This window comes from Coprococcus sp. LG101-27, assembly GCF_027695515.1.
Taxonomy (GTDB): domain Bacteria; phylum Bacillota; class Clostridia; order Lachnospirales; family Lachnospiraceae; genus Allocoprococcus; species Allocoprococcus comes.
The window spans coordinates 1,086-17,100 of the sequence record NZ_JAQEUJ010000018.1 but is presented as its reverse complement, the minus strand read 5'-3'; the positions used below and the strand labels follow the sequence as shown (position 1 = coordinate 17,100).

Annotated in this window: 17 protein-coding genes, 1 pseudogene and 1 riboswitch; of the genes and pseudogenes, 17 read left to right on the top strand and 1 reads right to left on the bottom strand. The window is 36.0% G+C overall.

Translation table 11 applies throughout. The annotated features are described in order from the left end of the window. The first annotated feature begins 128 nt into the window (after positions 1-128). The 15 genes and pseudogenes from PG766_RS12155 to PG766_RS12085 all read left to right on the top strand — a co-directional run bounded on the left by PG766_RS12155 (position 129) and on the right by PG766_RS12085 (position 13,095). Positions 129-443: a DUF6442 family protein gene (locus PG766_RS12155; protein WP_003061887.1), complete on the top strand. Its 315-nt coding sequence runs from the start codon at positions 129-131 to the stop codon at positions 441-443. Position 444: 1 nt separating this feature from the next. Then, positions 445-654, top strand: a complete 210-nt coding sequence (locus PG766_RS12150) for a helix-turn-helix transcriptional regulator (RefSeq protein WP_007286202.1) — start codon at positions 445-447, stop codon at positions 652-654. A 14-nt stretch (positions 655-668) separates the two neighbouring features. Next, entirely contained in the window at positions 669-998 is a 330-nt protein-coding gene (locus PG766_RS12145; RefSeq protein ID WP_003061243.1) for a DUF3784 domain-containing protein, read from the top strand. Positions 999-1,013: 15 nt separating this feature from the next. Continuing rightward, positions 1,014-1,244 (top strand): hypothetical protein, encoded by a 231-nt coding sequence (locus tag PG766_RS12140; protein WP_003060191.1) that lies wholly within the window; start codon positions 1,014-1,016, stop codon positions 1,242-1,244. A gap of 166 nt (positions 1,245-1,410) precedes the next feature. Then, positions 1,411-2,181, top strand: a complete 771-nt coding sequence (locus PG766_RS12135; RefSeq protein ID WP_003061398.1) for an ABC transporter ATP-binding protein — start codon at positions 1,411-1,413, stop codon at positions 2,179-2,181. Further along, complete coding sequence (locus PG766_RS12130; protein ID WP_003060411.1) at positions 2,171-3,013, top strand: FtsX-like permease family protein; 843 nt, start codon at positions 2,171-2,173, stop codon at positions 3,011-3,013. The genes PG766_RS12135 and PG766_RS12130 overlap by 11 nt, the downstream gene beginning before the upstream one ends. Before the next feature lie 20 nt (positions 3,014-3,033). Then, entirely contained in the window at positions 3,034-3,117 is an 84-nt protein-coding gene (locus PG766_RS12125; protein WP_001814874.1) for a 23S rRNA methyltransferase attenuation leader peptide, read from the top strand. Positions 3,118-3,241: 124 nt separating this feature from the next. Further along, entirely contained in the window at positions 3,242-3,979 is a 738-nt protein-coding gene (gene erm(B), locus PG766_RS12120) for a 23S rRNA (adenine(2058)-N(6))-methyltransferase Erm(B) (RefSeq protein WP_008687088.1), read from the top strand. A gap of 145 nt (positions 3,980-4,124) precedes the next feature. Continuing rightward, a complete protein-coding gene (locus PG766_RS12115) occupies positions 4,125-4,409 on the top strand; it encodes a topoisomerase C-terminal repeat-containing protein (protein WP_002326770.1) in 285 nt (94 codons plus the stop codon). Between the two features lie 294 nt (positions 4,410-4,703). Continuing rightward, positions 4,704-5,123 carry an RNA polymerase sigma factor gene (locus tag PG766_RS12110; RefSeq protein WP_003061815.1) on the top strand — a complete coding sequence of 140 codons (420 nt, stop codon included), beginning with the start codon at positions 4,704-4,706 and terminating at the stop codon, positions 5,121-5,123. Positions 5,124-5,126: 3 nt separating this feature from the next. Next, a pseudogene (locus tag PG766_RS12105) lies at positions 5,127-5,381 on the top strand (helix-turn-helix domain-containing protein). A gap of 373 nt (positions 5,382-5,754) precedes the next feature. Then, positions 5,755-5,958 carry an excisionase gene (locus tag PG766_RS12100; protein ID WP_002322728.1) on the top strand — a complete coding sequence of 68 codons (204 nt, stop codon included), beginning with the start codon at positions 5,755-5,757 and terminating at the stop codon, positions 5,956-5,958. 77 nt (positions 5,959-6,035) lie between these two features. After that, on the top strand, positions 6,036-7,226 hold the full coding sequence (locus PG766_RS12095) for a site-specific integrase (protein ID WP_003062094.1): 1,191 nt from the start codon (positions 6,036-6,038) through the stop codon (positions 7,224-7,226). 191 nt (positions 7,227-7,417) lie between these two features. Beyond that, a riboswitch (cyclic di-GMP riboswitch) is annotated at positions 7,418-7,508 on the top strand. A gap of 233 nt (positions 7,509-7,741) precedes the next feature. Beyond that, positions 7,742-10,948 (top strand): hybrid sensor histidine kinase/response regulator, encoded by a 3,207-nt coding sequence (locus PG766_RS12090; RefSeq protein WP_118199246.1) that lies wholly within the window; start codon positions 7,742-7,744, stop codon positions 10,946-10,948. A 224-nt stretch (positions 10,949-11,172) separates the two neighbouring features. Then, positions 11,173-13,095 carry a hybrid sensor histidine kinase/response regulator gene (locus PG766_RS12085; protein ID WP_270590874.1) on the top strand — a complete coding sequence of 641 codons (1,923 nt, stop codon included), beginning with the start codon at positions 11,173-11,175 and terminating at the stop codon, positions 13,093-13,095. A gap of 329 nt (positions 13,096-13,424) precedes the next feature. Here PG766_RS12085 and PG766_RS12080 read toward each other — a convergent pair whose 3' ends face one another. Beyond that, entirely contained in the window at positions 13,425-13,742 is a 318-nt protein-coding gene (locus tag PG766_RS12080) for a helix-turn-helix domain-containing protein (RefSeq protein WP_330428640.1), read from the bottom strand. A gap of 234 nt (positions 13,743-13,976) precedes the next feature. Here PG766_RS12080 and PG766_RS12075 point away from each other — a divergent pair, with 234 nt between their 5' ends. Further along, the gene (locus tag PG766_RS12075) at positions 13,977-14,852 is read left to right on the top strand and encodes a tyrosine-type recombinase/integrase (protein ID WP_243014487.1); all 876 of its coding nucleotides are present in this window, start codon (positions 13,977-13,979) and stop codon (positions 14,850-14,852) included. Between the two features lie 299 nt (positions 14,853-15,151). After that, the coding region (locus PG766_RS12070) for a PucR family transcriptional regulator ligand-binding domain-containing protein (protein ID WP_270590873.1) at positions 15,152-16,015 on the top strand (864 nt) is incomplete at its 3' end.

Here is a 16,015-nt window from a genome sequence, read left to right as displayed (position 1 = left end):
TTCCTATCAGATTTGCACGCTTTTACAAAACGACAAGAAAACTGTGCAAAAATATTGACTTGTAATGACCGAATGCTATAATATAAATGACAAGTGTACTTGGTATTATTTGAAGGGAGCGTTATATAATGGATAAAGAAAAAATACTATCACAAAACAAAAAAGAGAATCTATATCTTGATGAATACGAAAAACATATTAAACTTCAAGGGAAATCTTTTGGCTTAATGTTTGTTTTATTTATCTGCATTTTAATTCTTTTCATTAAAGCAGTTTGTAAAGAACCTTACTATGACATAATGACAATTATTGGGTCTGTGGCATTTGGCTCTATGGGTTATGAAGCACATATTTCAAAAAATAAATCCAAATTTGTTATTGCTTTATTCTTTTTTCTATTTATGGGGTATTACTTTTATAAATTTTTAATGGTAGGTTTATAGAATGGACGAACATTTAATTTTGCGAAACAGATTAAAAACTGTACGAAAAGAAAAAAAATTATCACAAACAGAATTAGCTGAACTAGTCGGGGTTTCTCGGAATACAGTTAGTTCTATTGAAACTGGACAATTTAATCCAACAGCAAAATTGGCATTAGTGCTTTGTATAGCTTTAGATAAAAAATTTGAAGAATTATTTTATTTTGATTAAAGGAGAGAACGATTATGGAATTAGAGGAATTGATTGTTGAAATAGTTATAGGATTGTTTTTACTTTTTACATCTTATCAAATAGGTATAAAAGAGAATATTACTTTATTACATGGTTATCATTATACACAACTTGACCCTAAAGATAAAAAGGTGTTTACAAAAAAAATAGGAATAGGCACTTTACTGGTTAGTATTGGTATTCTTGTTATGCCGATTATCAATTTAATCTCTCATTCTGAATTAGGCTATTACATAGGTCTTATTTTGATTGTTGTAGGAGTGTTTTATATCATATTCATCATTGTAAAATACAATGGAAAACTTATTAGCTTTAAAAAGTAGAATTGAGGTATGAATATGATAGGACTGAACAAAAGAGATATAAAAAAGGCATTGAAAGCTGGTGCAAAAGCTGGCGGTGTATCATTGGCTGATGTTCGGGCGGATATTGAAGCTACGATTGATGAAGCTATGAATAGCACCGACCCAGAGGTGCAGGCAAATTTCAAAAAGTATTTTGGGAATAAACGCCCTACACCAGAAGAATATATTTATATCATTACGAAAAAGACAAAGGCAAAATTATAATAAAAGGGTCGTGGAAATGCTTCACAAAATTGTGATCTGCATTATCACGGCTCTTTTACTCTCTGTTTACTTTCAAAACTGTAAGTGTAATTGAATACTGCCCTTGCTATAATTTAATTGTATTCCAAAACAAATAAATGTGGCAGGAAGAAAGGAGCGATTTTTAATGGAACACATTTTAAATTTAGAGCAAGTAAAAAAATACTACGGGGGTAACTCTGGAAATATCACAAAGGCAGTAGACGGTATTTCTATGTATGTAGATAAGGGCGAATTTGTCGCAATCATGGGAGCTAGTGGTTCTGGAAAGACTACCCTATTAAACTGTATCTCTACGATTGATACTGTAACCAGCGGACACATTACAGTCAATAATCAAGATATTACCAAAATCAAGGATAAAGATTTTGCTGATTTCAGACGTGAAAATTTAGGGTTCATTTTTCAAGATTTCAACCTTTTAGATACTTTAACGATTGGAGAAAACATTTCTTTATCATTGGTTATCAACAAACAGAACCCTACTGATATTGAGAAAAGAGTTCATGCTATCGCCGATAAATTGGGTATTCGTGATATTTTATCGAAATTTCCTTATGAAGTTTCTGGCGGACAAAAACAGCGTTGTGCTTGTGCTAGAGCCTTAATCAATGAACCGAAACTGATTTTAGCTGATGAACCGACGGGAGCTTTGGACTCAAAAGCTTCCAGATTATTACTGGAAACAATGTCTGAAATCAACAAGAAAATGCAGGCTACTATTTTAATGGTAACACATGACCCGTTTAGTGCGTCTTTCTGTGAACGTATTTTGTTCTTGAAAGACGGTAAAATATTCAATGAAATTTTCAGAGGGGAAAAAAGCAGAAAAGATTTCTTCAATGAAATACTGGATATATTAACCTTGCTCGGAGGTGAAGTGGGAAATGTTAGGTAAGTTAGCGTATAGAAATACAAAAAGAAATATTAAAGATTATTTGATTTATCTGATAACCGTTACTGCATCCTTTTCTCTTATATTTGCTTTTAATTTGGTGGCAAATTCTGATGAAATTGTAAAGTTATGTTCCAGTATGGATGCATTTAAGAATTCATTGTTCGCTGTAAATATTCTTATTATTTTTGTGATATGCTTTTTGATCAACTATACAACGAAATTTATGTTTGAAAAAAGAAGTAAAGAATTAGGAACATATATGCTTCTTGGCATTAAGAAAAAAGAAATTGCCCACTTAGTTGTAATTGAAAATATACTGTTGGGAATTTTAGCATTTGTATTAGCTATTCCTATTGGCTTTTTATTCAGCCAGTTTGTGTCGTTAGTAATTGTAAACTTACTGGGTATTCCAAAAACTCTCTTTATTTCTTTGAATTTCGTTTCTATTGGACTATTGATAATTTATTTTTTAACTATTTATGTTTTGGTTTTGCTTAATCTATTAAGAAGAATAAGTAAAATGACGATACGTGATTTTCTTTATTTTGACAAACAAAATGAAAAGAAAATGTTCCGTGACAGTAAAAAAAGAAATGTCATTTTTGTTTTAAGTATTATTCTTGGTGCGATTTCTCTTTTTCTCTGGAATTCACGTTGTACTATGGATAATTTTAATAAGCAAGAAACACTTACTTATTTGATGGTAAGCGTAATCATGTTGATTATCAGCATTTATGGTATATCTACAACTTGTGCAGATATGTTCTTGACTGTTATCTTAAAATTTTGTATAATAGGAATTGAAGTTAAATTAGATGCTAAAAATTTGTAATTAAGAAGGAGGGATTCGTCATGTTGGTATTCCAAATGCGTAATGTAGATAAAACATCTACTGTTTTGAAACAGACTAAAAACAGTGATTACGCAGATAAATAAATACGTTAGATTAATTCCTACCAGTGACTAATCTTATGACTTTTTAAACAGATAACTAAAATTACAAACAAATCGTTTAACTTCTGTATTTATTTACAGATGTAATCACTTCAGGAGTGATTACATGAACAAAAATATAAAATATTCTCAAAACTTTTTAACGAGTGAAAAAGTACTCAACCAAATAATAAAACAATTGAATTTAAAAGAAACCGATACCGTTTACGAAATTGGAACAGGTAAAGGGCATTTAACGACGAAACTGGCTAAAATAAGTAAACAGGTAACGTCTATTGAATTAGACAGTCATCTATTCAACTTATCGTCAGAAAAATTAAAACTGAATACTCGTGTCACTTTAATTCACCAAGATATTCTACAGTTTCAATTCCCTAACAAACAGAGGTATAAAATTGTTGGGAATATTCCTTACCATTTAAGCACACAAATTATTAAAAAAGTGGTTTTTGAAAGCCGTGCGTCTGACATCTATCTGATTGTTGAAGAAGGATTCTACAAGCGTACCTTGGATATTCACCGAACACTAGGGTTGCTCTTGCACACTCAAGTCTCGATTCAGCAATTGCTTAAGCTGCCAGCGGAATGCTTTCATCCTAAACCAAAAGTAAACAGTGTCTTAATAAAACTTACCCGCCATACCACAGATGTTCCAGATAAATATTGGAAGCTATATACGTACTTTGTTTCAAAATGGGTCAATCGAGAATATCGTCAACTGTTTACTAAAAATCAGTTTCATCAAGCAATGGAACACGCCAAAGTAAACAATTTAAGTACCATTACTTATGAGCAAGTATTGTCTATTTTTAATAGTTATCTATTATTTAACGGGAGGAAATAATTCTATGAGTCGCTTTTTTAAATTTGGAAAGTTACACGTTACTAAAGGGAATGGAGATAAATTATTAGATATACTACTGACAGCTTCCAAGAAGCTAAAGAGGTCCCTAGCGCCTACGGGGAATTTGTATCGATAAGGGGTACAAATTCCCACTAAGCGCTCGGGACCCCTTGTAGGAAAATGTCCTAAGTGTGGCAACAATATTGTATTAAAAAAATCGTTTTATGGTTGTTCAAATTATCCTGAATGTAAGTTTACTTTAGCTGAACATTTTAGAAAGAAAAAACTAACCAAAACGAATGTAAAAGAATTACTGGAGGGAAAAGAAACCCTGGTAAAAGGAATCAAAAACAAAGAGAAAAAGCCCTACAATGCCGTTGTAAAAATTGGGGAAAAGGGATATATTGATTTTATCTCTTTTTCAAAATAAACATAAAAGCCCTTTAAAGAGGGCTTTTATATATTAATCACAAATCACTTATCACAAATCACAAGTGATTAATCACAAATCACTTGTGATTTGTGATTCTTAATGATACAATATTACTATGTTTTAGCTTTAAAGGCTCGTACAGACTATATGTTTTGTGCGGGCTTTTTTCATACCCGAAAAAATTTAAAAAATTTTTCAAAAGAGGTCATTAAATCACACCTAGCTGTCCTTATATGGTGCGGAAAGAGGGATAAACACTTTTCAAATCATAAAGGAAAGGAGGTGAGATTGATGAAACCGTCTGACTTCCAGAAAACAGTTCAATGTCGTTTTGAAAGTTGTTTAAAGAAAGTTGTCCGTAGTGTCGTGAAAGATTATTACAAGGAATTAAACCGTCGTAAGAATAAAGAAATATCTTTCAGCGAATTGCCAGATGTCCTTGTTGATAAAATGGCTGTTTGGGACGACTACGAAACAGATTATACAATCTTTTCAGTATGTGGCATTGATATTCGTGTCCTTGATGATGAATTGGCAGAAGCCTTGAAGAAACTTCCAGAAAGAAAACGCAATACTCTGTTGATGTATTACTTCTTGGAAATGACAGAAAGTGAAATTGCCAACTTGCAGAAAATCACGCAAAGCGGTGTATTTAGAAACCGACATCACGCTTTGGAAACTATGAAAAAAATACTCAAGGAGGAACATTAGAAAATGAAACAGTTATTTAAGAAACCGTCTTATTACTTGATTTCATCAGCTATGGATTGAAACGAAAAAGCGATTGAAAAATTACTGGCATTTTATGACCCTTACATATCAAAGTGCTGTTTGCGTTCACTTTATGATGAATACGGCAATGTTTATATCGTTGTAGATATGGAATTAAAAGGACGTATCAGAGAAGCACTTATCAAAATGATTTTAGGTTTTGATATTGAAGATATGGACTTAGAACCAGAAGAATAAGCAGTTTTTAGCGGAGCATGATTTAATATCCCCCTCTTTCCTGCTCTGCCACCTGCTTTTATATGAAAGCAACACGCTTTCACCACAGCTCTTTGACAACTGAATAAAGCAGACAGATACGTTTGTGAGATGGCGAGCCACGGGGACTGTACGCCACGACCTTTTCAAAAGAAAGCGAGCGACCCACGCAGTGATCCGAGAGCGACTGTTGGAAAAGTTGTTTTGCCACGACCTATCCTCACAGAATAATGATACGTCCGCATGGTGCGGTTCTGCCCACAAGAATGGGAATAGTTGAGATACTAATGGAGCTTTCCAAAGCCGTCTGCCTGCTTGTAAAAAACGACACACAGTAAAGGGGGGTGCATAGATTATGAACAATACTGATGTGCCTATTTGGGAAAAATATACGCTGACGGTTGAAGAAGCGTCCAAATACTTCCGCATTGGCGAAAAGAAATTGCGTAAATTAGCCGAAGAAAATCTTGACGCTGGCTGGGTTATCGTGAACGGCAACCGTATTCAGATTAAGCGAAAACAATTTGAAAAAATCATAGATACATTGGACGAAATCTAATGTCATTGAGCCGTAGATATGGTATAATAAATATAGCGTATCACGGCTCGTTCCATGACGGAAAGGAGCTTTACACTATGTCTAATGTAAAACGAAAAGACAGTAAAAATCGCAATTTGCGTAATGGAGAGAGCCAGCGAAAAGACGGAAGATACGTTTATAAATATACCGATATATACGGAAAGCCACAATTTATCTATTCTTGGAAACTTGTACCGACAGACAAGACACCTGCTGGAAAGCGTGATGATATATCGTTGAGGGAAAAAGAAACACAGATTAAAAAAGACCTTAACGACGGTATCGATACAGCAGGCGGTAAAATGACAGTCTGCCAGCTCTACGACAAGAAGAACAGCCAAAGAAAGAACATCAAGAGGGCTACTGAAAAAGGACGACAGTATCTTATGAACGCTCTGAAAAATGACCCATTGGGTATGAGGGCGATTGATACTGTTAAGCAGTCGGACGCTAAAGAATGGGCTATCAGAATGAGCGAAAAAGGATACGCCTATAAAACGATTGATAACTACAAGCGTTCCTTGAAAGCGTCATTTTACATGGCGATACAAGACGACTGTATCAGAAAGAACCCGTTTGAATTTAAGCTAAGTGATGTTCTGGAAGATGATACGGAGCAGAAAGTTATCCTTACACCAGAGCAGGAAGAACGCCTGCTTGCCTTTATGGAAAAGGATAAGATTTACAGCAAGTATTATGATGAGGTTGTGCTTCTGCTGGAAACGGGACTTCGTATTTCTGAATTTTGCGGACTAACGACGCATATTGATATGCAGAACAGAATACTCAATATAGACCACCAGTTATTGAAAGACAGCGAAATCGGCTACTATATTGAAACGCCAAAGACCAAAAACGGAAAACGAGAACTTCCATTGACAGAACGGGCTTATCAAGCAATCCAAAGAATACTAAAGAACAGAGGAAAGGCACAACCGTTGATTGTAGGTGGTTATAGCAATTTCCTATTCTTGAACCGTGAGGGCTTACCTAAAGTTGCAGGAAACTATGAGGGCATGGTGCGAGGACTAATTAAGAAGTATAACAAGTATCACACGGACAAGTTACCGAACATCACACCACATTCATTCCGACATACTTACTGTACGAATATGGCAAACAGAGGAATGAACCCAAACACCCTGCAATATCTTATGGGACACGCTAACATAACCATGACACTTGGCTATTATGCACACGGTACATTTCAATCTGCAAAAGCAGAACTGGAAAGACTGGCTTGTTAATATCGGAGCTTATATTTACTACTCATTTACTACTTTTGGTTGCATTTTCATGCTGGTAAATGCCAGCTTATGCAAGGTATCTTCCAAAAAGAAAATACCGATAAAGCCCTAAAATACGGGATATATCGGCATTTACCAACTTATGAAAAGATAATCAGAAATTTAGTAAGTTTTTATACAAAAAAAAGATATTATTTTAAAGGCAAACCTGTTGAAAGGCAGGAGCGCAAAGCCAGAAGGGACTAAAGTCAGAAAGCTTGACCATGTCAGCCGGTTGCCACTGTTTCCATATCATCATAATATATGGAAAAGATGTTTGAACAGAAGAGATTCCGATACCTTTTATACTATATAGATGTGTCATTTTAGAGAAATATAGTAGGGACACTGGCAGATTTTGGCAAGTGTCCTTTTTGCATGCAAAAATGGGTAACAAAACTGGCAGGGACAGGTTTTCTGTATACAGATAAAAGCAAGATGAAGAAGGCATAAGACGGAGAAAGGATTTTTATAAAATGAAAAATTATGAAGACAAAATATATTCCTTAGGTGAGACTGTAACGGGGCAGACACAGGTCATGTCACAGGTCGTACAGAAAACACTGGAAAATAATGGCGGGGTAGGTATAATGACAGGATCTTATGACCAAAACCTGTCTATTTTGTCTGTGAATAATCTGCTGTTGCATAGTACGGGATATACATTCGATACTTTCATGGAACAGACAAAAGGCTCATTGAGAAATTTCTTTTATGACGAGGAAGATAGACTGGAGCGAGACCGTTTTTTGCAGCTTCACGGAACAGGAGAAGCACAGATCCTTGCAGCAGACGGTACAGTGAAAAATGTACGGCTTTGTAAAGAGGATGCGACAGATGAGGCGGGCAGACAGATCTGGGTTATGTCCGTACAGGTCAACTGGGATCATGTAAATTTGACACTGCTCAATGAGGCTATCTGTTCCGGCTTCTGGTATTTTGACTGTGACGAAAACAGTGAGATTGTGAATGTAAACTGGAGTCATGAATTCCGAAAAATGCTTGGCTATCATGACACTCTGGACTTTCCGAATAAACTGGAATCCTGGTCGGATCTTCTGCATCCACAGGATAAAGAAAGAGTAATGGTGCAGCTTCAGGCGGCAATTAAGGATAAGACGAACCAGATAAAATACCAGGTAGAGTATCGTATGAGAATGAAGGATAATCAATACCAGTGGTTTCGGGCATCGGCAGAAGTAATACGCCGTCTGGATGGTTCTGCCAGCAGGATTGCCGGAATTTTTATTAACATTGATGGGGAGAAAAAAGAAATCATGCAGGCACAAAAATCTGCTGCTTTCCACCGGGCTTTTACGAAAGCAGATTTGTGCGAGTATTATGTGAATCTGGAAGCGAATACTTTTGATACCTTTAAGGTTGAACCGTCCCTGATGACCGTCTTTGAACAGAGTCATACGTGGGATGAATTGATCCGGCATTTTGTGGATTCCTATGTTGTGGAGACAGATAAGAAGGCGGTATCCTCTTTTTACGACCGTGGTTATATTGCAGAAAGGCTGAAGGGTCTGGAAACCGAATTGGCTTTAGAGTGCCGTATCACTCTGAATGGAAAAGAACGATGGGTCCGCAATGTGGTCATACGTGGCGAGATCGAGGATTCAGAATATGCCATGATCTTTCTGCGTGATATCACAGAGGCAAAAGTAGAGAGCGCACGGCATCTGCAGATGGCAGCGGATAATGCTTCCATGGAGCAGCTGATTCAGAGTATTGTGCGTCTGGTTGACCGCTTTGTTGTCTGTGATCTGGAAAATGACAGATATGAATTCTACAATCTGAATGGACAGATGATATATAAACCTCTGGGATTTTATCATGATTTTCAGATGCAGGTTCTTGAAAAATATAAGACACTGGAACCATTGGAAGCTATAGATATCCTGATAACCCCGGATAATATTCGGAAAAAACTGAAAAGTGAAAATGATATTTATAAGTTTGAGTATTGCAGCCTGGATGAAAAGACTTATAAAATCGCTTCTTATATTCCCTTGGAATGGAAGAATGGAAAGCTGGAAAAGGTATTGCTGGCATCCATGGATGTGACACAGGAAAAGAAAGCAGAGATTGAATCCCGTCAGGCACTGAAAGAAGCTTACCGGTCCGCAGAAAATGCAAATCGTGCGAAAACGGAATTCCTTTCCAATATGTCCCATGATATCCGGACACCAATGAATGCGATTGTGGGTCTGACGGCAATCGCAGGAGCAAATATTGAGAGCCAGGACAGAGTCATTGAATGCCTCAGCAAGATCACAGAATCAAGCCGCCATCTGCTGGGGCTGATCAATGAAGTATTGGATATGGCACGTATTGAAAGTGGAAAAATGACACTGGCACAGGAAGATTTCAATCTGTCAGAGCTGGTAGATAATCTTATTACACTTACGAAACCGGTGCTTGATGAACATAAACATAATTTTGATATACACATCAATCATATTGAACATGAGGCTGTCTGTGGTGACAGCTTGAGGATTCAGCAGGTATTTGTGAATCTGATGAGTAATGCGATCAAGTATACACCGGATGGTGGAAATATTACTTTTTCGATAGAGGAAAAACCCAATGGATTTTCAGAACTTGGATGCTATGAATTTACGATTGAGGATAATGGAATCGGTATGTCACCGGAATTCCAGAAAATCATGTTTGATCCTTTCAGCCGTGCAGATGACCAACGGACAACCAGAGTTCAGGGAACCGGTCTTGGAATGGCAATCAGCAGAAATATTGTGAACCTGATGAATGGCACTATTAAAGTGGACAGTACCTTACATAAGGGAACTAAAATCACAGTAACAATTTATCTGGAGCTTCAGGAACAAGAAAAAGAACAGGACAAAAATCTGATGAATCTGCCGGTTCTGGTAGTGGATGATGATAAGACATGCTGTGAAAGTACAGTTGCCACACTGAAGGAAATCGGTATTATGGGTGAATGGGTTCTCTCTGGCAGGGAAGCCGTTGAGTGCTGTTATGCACGGCATGAGTTGAAAGATGATTACTTTGCTGTTATTTTAGACTGGAAGATGCCGAATATGGATGGTATAGAGACTGCCAGACAGATCCGGAAACGGATCGGGAAAGAGATTACCATCATTGTACTGACATCCTATGAATTCAGCGAAATTGAAGAAGAAGCAAAGGCTGCAGGTGTAGATGCTTTTATTGCAAAACCGCTGTTCCGTTCCCGGCTGACGGCTACACTGCGGCAGTTTACTTCAGGCAGAAAAGAAAAAACAGCAAGAAATTATTTGGAGAAGCTGTCAGAATCAGACTACACGGGAAAAAAGATTCTGCTGGTTGAGGATAATGAGTTGAACAGAGAAATTGCTGGTGAAATTCTGCAGATGACAGGTGCAAAAGTGGAAACGGCAGAAAATGGAAAAATCGCAGTTGAAAAAGTGGAAGCTTCTCCGGAAGGATTGTATGATCTTGTTTTTATGGATATCCAAATGCCTGTCATGAATGGTTATGAGGCAACTGCAGCAATCAGGAGCCTTCCGGGTGAAAAGGGTAAACTGCCTATTGTTGCCATGACTGCCAATGCTTTTGCAGAAGATGTACAGCTGGCCAAAAATACAGGCATGAATGGACATATCGCGAAACCGCTGGATATGAATAAGCTGAATGATGTTCTGGAAAACTGGCTGTAATTGACTTCCTGGATACATGGGAAAAGCAGCTAGGAAACATAGAGAGGGTTTTGTTATGACAGAAACCCACAGAATACCGTATGTGTGATGGCAGTTGGCACAGGATGCTTTTTACTGTAAAAAAAGGGATGAGTCTGGAAATGTAACCCATGTTTGCAAAATACGTGAAGAGTTGAGGCGTTTTTGTATTAAACTAAAATTAGGGAAAAGACATGTGAAATACGATGATGAAAAATAACTATATAAAACAAAAAAGAAAAGATCAAAATCCGGTAAATCATTGGAAAATTTTTGAGGGACGGTTGGTATTCCTTCTGGCAATGGTGATTTTGTTTGTTGTTGCATATACTTTTATTTTACAACAAGCATATACCCAAACTGCTCTGAAAACAGAAATTGAACGAGATATTTCCAGTGCAGATGCGGTTCATAAGCTGGTAAATCACAGACTGGGACGAAAAGATTTTAATGAAATAAAAAGTAAAGCTGATGAGAATACAGAACTATTCAAGAATATGTCGACATATATGAATGAAATCAGAACGCTGAATTCTACGAGATATATTTACACAGCAACCAGAAATGAAGACGGTAGATTGATTTACGTTGTAGACGGACTGGATCCATCGGCTGGTGACGTCAGACATCCAGGAGATCCGATTGAAAAGGAGATGGTTCCTTATATAGAAAAAGCACTTTCTGGAAAAACAGTATATTCTCAGGATATTGTTGATACAACATGGGGACCTATTTTTACAGCCTGTTATCCTGTGACAGCGGAAGATGAATCTAATGAAGTAATAGGTGCTTTCTGCATAGAAATGGATATGCAGAAAGCGTATGGAATGGTTGAGAAGACGAATAAGTTAAGTATTGTACTGGGATGCATTACAGCGTGTATTTTGTTAATATTATGTACCTGTGGATATTCTGTATATAAGAAGCAAAAAGAAAATGAGCAGAAACAGCAAAAACTGTTGCAGGAAGCTGCAAGATTGGTCGATTCAGCTAATAAAGCAAAATCAACATTTCTGTTTAATATGTCTCATGATATTCGTACCCCTATGAATGCAATCATTGGATATGCAGAATTGGGAGAGAAACATTTAAAGGAGCCAACTATATTAGAGGATTACTTTGAAAAAATATTATTGTGCGGAAAGAAAATGCTGCATTTGATTGATAACATTCTTGAATTAGCACGAATCGAAAACAACCAAGCAACGCTGGATGAAACAATAACAGATGTTTCTAAAAACTTTGATTTATGTATTGATATGTTTAGGAAACCGATAGAAGAAAAACATCAAACACTGAAAGTCAATAAGAACATTCGATATCCATACCTGTATATGGATGATGCAAGATCATCTGAAATTACGATTAACATTTTGAGTAATGCTGTGAAATACACGGGTGAAGGCGGTAACATAAGCTGTACATTGAACCAATATCCCGGCGAAAAAGAAGGTTGGAGTGTATTAGAGCTTATTATAGCAGACAACGGAATCGGAATGTCAGAAGAATTCCAAAAACATATTTTTGAATCATTTTCACAGGAACGATCTTCGTCAGACAGCGGAATAGAAGGTAGCGGACTTGGCATGGGAATCGTGAAGAAACTGGTGGATTTAATGAATGGCAAGATCACAGTTCAGAGCAAACCGGGAGCAGGTTCTACTTTTACAATCACGCTTCCATTAAAAATAGCAAATGAGGAAGAAAGGAATCCGAAACATGCAGACGGTCAGTTGAATATCAAAAAACTGGAAGGAAAAAGGGTTCTTCTGGTAGAAGATAATGACTTGAACGCAGAAATTGCAACGGAACTTTTGACGGAAGAGGGAATCATGATAGAAAGAGCGGAGAACGGCGTTGCATGTATTGATATGCTTAACAAAGCAAAGCAAAATTACTACAGTCTGATTCTGATGGATATTCAGATGCCGATTATGAACGGATATGAAGCATCCAGGAGAATTCGAGAACTGAAAGACGGTAACAAATCGCAGATTCCAATTATTGCAATGACAGCAAATGCGTTTGAAGAAGATAAGAAGATGGCTTTTGCAAGTGGCATGAATGATCATGTTGCAAAACCAATAGATATGAATGTATTATTGCCGACTATTATGAAATATATGTAAAGGAAGAAAGAAGGACACTGATTTTGCAGTCAGTGTTCTTCTTACATATCAGTCGACTAAAGAAAAACATTTTATAGTTGTACATTATCTCGTTGAGAAGGGTAAATCTGTGAACTTTGTTCACTAAGCAGATCAGTGAAATTTTGACGAATGATATTTCAAGTCTTTTGCTTTTTCAGTAATTCTTGTAATCAATAAGAAGATTATTCAAGAAAAACAGGGAAAAGATAAGCCGGAGAGAGGAGCTGATTTTTGTGTGAGATAATTGAAAAAGGAATGGAAGTTACTGTTTTGGTAGCTTTCATTCCTTTTTTGACGTGAGAGAAGAGTTATTTTTGATTAAATAGATTGTTACATTCGTCTATAATAGCTTCAACTGTGCGTACCTGTGATGGTGTGAGCTTGCGGAGCTTATCTGAGAAAATCAACAGATCCTTATCTATAATTTCACCAGTGAGCAAATAGTCGGCACTTACTTCTAAAGCAGAGGAGATTTTTAACAGATTTTCAGGTCTCATTGCCCGTTTTCCTGATTCCGCATAAGAAACAAACTGGGTAGTGACTTCCCCTTTTCTGCAAGTGCTTCTTGAGTGAGTCCCAGCTTTTTTCGACGATCCATAATTCTTTTTCCAATTTCCTATAAACATAATTCGTTATCCGACATTAGTATAAAACCTCTCCTCTCGTATTGTTAAATTATATCCACAATAGATGATAAAAATAAGCGTCTACTGTTCGCTAAAATCAACAATACGATATATTATCAGAGATAAATATTGAAAAATCGTGGATGCATAACAAGTAGAAAAAGTAGTGTATGGGAATACGAAAAAGCGAACAGCTATAATGAAAGAAAATGAATTTTCAGGAGGACTATGATTATGGAACAGATGGATTTTTCAATAGAGGTATCAGAAAGTGAGATAGAAAAATTTGCAGATTATTTATACCAGAAAGAAAATGCAAAGGCAACAATCAATAAATATATGGCAGATATAAAAAAGTTTTTATTTTTTTTGGCAGATGATAAGCGGATCAATAAAAAAGTATTGTTGCAATATAAAGAATGGCTTGTTCAAAAATATGCTGTCAATAGTGTTAATTCGATGCTTGCCGCATTGAATCAGTTCCTGGAATTTTTGAATGTAGGAAATCTGAAAGTGAAAAGAATAAAAGTGCAGAAGCAGTCTTTTTTACAGGATCAGAAAGAAGTGACAGAAAAAGAATGCAGGAAATTGATTGCAACAGCTATGGCAGAAGGAAAAGAACAGCTTGCATTGTGTATTAAAACAATAGCATGTACCGGAATTCGGATCAGCGAAATAAAATATTTTACAGTGGAGCGTGTAAAATCTGGAAAGATAGAGATTTATAATAAAGGAAAATATAGAAGGATTTTTTTGCCGAAGGTATTGCAAAGGAAACTTCTTTCCTATTGCCATAATAACCAAATAGCAGAAGGTTGGATATTTGTCACGAAAAATGGGAAGTTAAAAGACAGAAGTAATATTTGGAGAGAAATGAAACGATTAAAAGAAAAGGCAGGAGTAGCAGAATCAAAAATATTCCCGCATAATTTTCGACATCTATTTGCAAGGATTTATTATAAAGTAACAAAAGATATTACAGGTCTTGCAGATTTACTTGGACATAGCAGCATCAATGTAACGAGAATATATACAGCAACTACAGAAACAGTATTCCAAAAGAAGCTGGATAAGATTGTCGAACAGGAAATATTGGAATGTACAACATAATATCTGTTATGTTGTACAGTGTCTCTATTAACCTGTTCTACCCTATTTCTGCAAGTCATTCATTTCCTCAAAAAGAGAACTTTAAACAATAAAAATAATAAAGATTATAGCCAATTTCCCAAGAGCGGTACTTAAATAGGGCACAGCTACCAAAAAAATCAGAAAGGAACTATGTAATATGAACAGCATAACAGATAACATGGTGCTATTTAACATTATATCGTACGAAAAGTAATCTGTCCATAAACAACATAACAGATATTATGTTGTATTGATTTTGCAATGGATAAGGAGTAACGATGGCATATACTGTAAGAAAATTACTTGAATCAGAACAGTTCCCGAAAATGAAGCTGCTTTGCGGTGAAAAAGGTCTAGATTTGGAAGTGAAAGGCATTCGAATAATCGAAATTGAAGATATGGAGCGATACCTGACGGGTGGTGAAATACTCATAACCAGTCTTCAGGTATATTTATCATGCAGTGATCGAGAAGTAGAGCAGCATTTTGAAGATTTAGTTAAAAGTGATATAAGTGGATTCATTGTAAAGAAAAGAAAAGAATATGATCCTACAGGACGCAGATTGAGTTTATTAGAAAAACACTGCAAAAAATATGAAATTCCTCTGGTAGAAATTCCAGGAGATTTATATTACTGGGGAATTATCCGACATGTTATGATGCAGGTATTCGATAAAGACACTGCACGCTTAAAGTATTTTAAAATTACACATGATAATTTTAATACGTTTATTTTAAAAAATAATGGATCAAGCAATACAGCAAGTGATATTATCAAATTTTTAAGCATCATGATCGAGAATCCTGTTGTATTGTATTATGGTAATCTTAATTGTATGGTTTCAACAAACTTGGACAACTCCAAGTTAATATTGTCAGATGAAATTCAGCCATATAAACCCAATATTATTACGAAATTTCAATATATGAAGCAGATGAAAGGAAGCTGTGTTCAATATGTAGTGAAATTTGCCATATTGAGTGAGGTGGAAATATATATAACAATAACAGAAGAAAATAGAGAACTGACAGAACTTGATTATATGGCAATCGAGAATGCGATTATTAACTTGCAGTATGGATTTTTGAGTGAATTTGCACAGGATGAAGTGAAAAAGAAGTATCAGAGAGATATTATCCAT

Bases quoted from the DNA above. Each gene is read 5' to 3' on its own strand.
- PG766_RS12155 (WP_003061887.1), top strand. From the start codon at position 129: ATGGATAAAGAAAAAATACTATCACAAAACAAAAAAGAGAATCTATAT.
- PG766_RS12150 (WP_007286202.1), top strand. From the start codon at position 445: ATGGACGAACATTTAATTTTGCGAAACAGATTAAAAACTGTACGAAAA.
- PG766_RS12145 (WP_003061243.1), top strand. From the start codon at position 669: ATGGAATTAGAGGAATTGATTGTTGAAATAGTTATAGGATTGTTTTTA.
- PG766_RS12140 (WP_003060191.1), top strand. From the start codon at position 1,014: ATGATAGGACTGAACAAAAGAGATATAAAAAAGGCATTGAAAGCTGGT.
- PG766_RS12135 (WP_003061398.1), top strand. From the start codon at position 1,411: ATGGAACACATTTTAAATTTAGAGCAAGTAAAAAAATACTACGGGGGT.
- PG766_RS12130 (WP_003060411.1), top strand. From the start codon at position 2,171: ATGTTAGGTAAGTTAGCGTATAGAAATACAAAAAGAAATATTAAAGAT.
- PG766_RS12125 (WP_001814874.1), top strand. From the start codon at position 3,034: ATGTTGGTATTCCAAATGCGTAATGTAGATAAAACATCTACTGTTTTG.
- PG766_RS12110 (WP_003061815.1), top strand. From the start codon at position 4,704: ATGAAACCGTCTGACTTCCAGAAAACAGTTCAATGTCGTTTTGAAAGT.
- PG766_RS12100 (WP_002322728.1), top strand. From the start codon at position 5,755: ATGAACAATACTGATGTGCCTATTTGGGAAAAATATACGCTGACGGTT.
- PG766_RS12095 (WP_003062094.1), top strand. From the start codon at position 6,036: ATGTCTAATGTAAAACGAAAAGACAGTAAAAATCGCAATTTGCGTAAT.
- PG766_RS12090 (WP_118199246.1), top strand. From the start codon at position 7,742: ATGAAAAATTATGAAGACAAAATATATTCCTTAGGTGAGACTGTAACG.
- PG766_RS12085 (WP_270590874.1), top strand. From the start codon at position 11,173: ATGATGAAAAATAACTATATAAAACAAAAAAGAAAAGATCAAAATCCG.
- PG766_RS12080 (WP_330428640.1), bottom strand. From the start codon at position 13,742: ATGTTTATAGGAAATTGGAAAAAGAATTATGGATCGTCGAAAAAAGCT.
- PG766_RS12075 (WP_243014487.1), top strand. From the start codon at position 13,977: ATGGAACAGATGGATTTTTCAATAGAGGTATCAGAAAGTGAGATAGAA.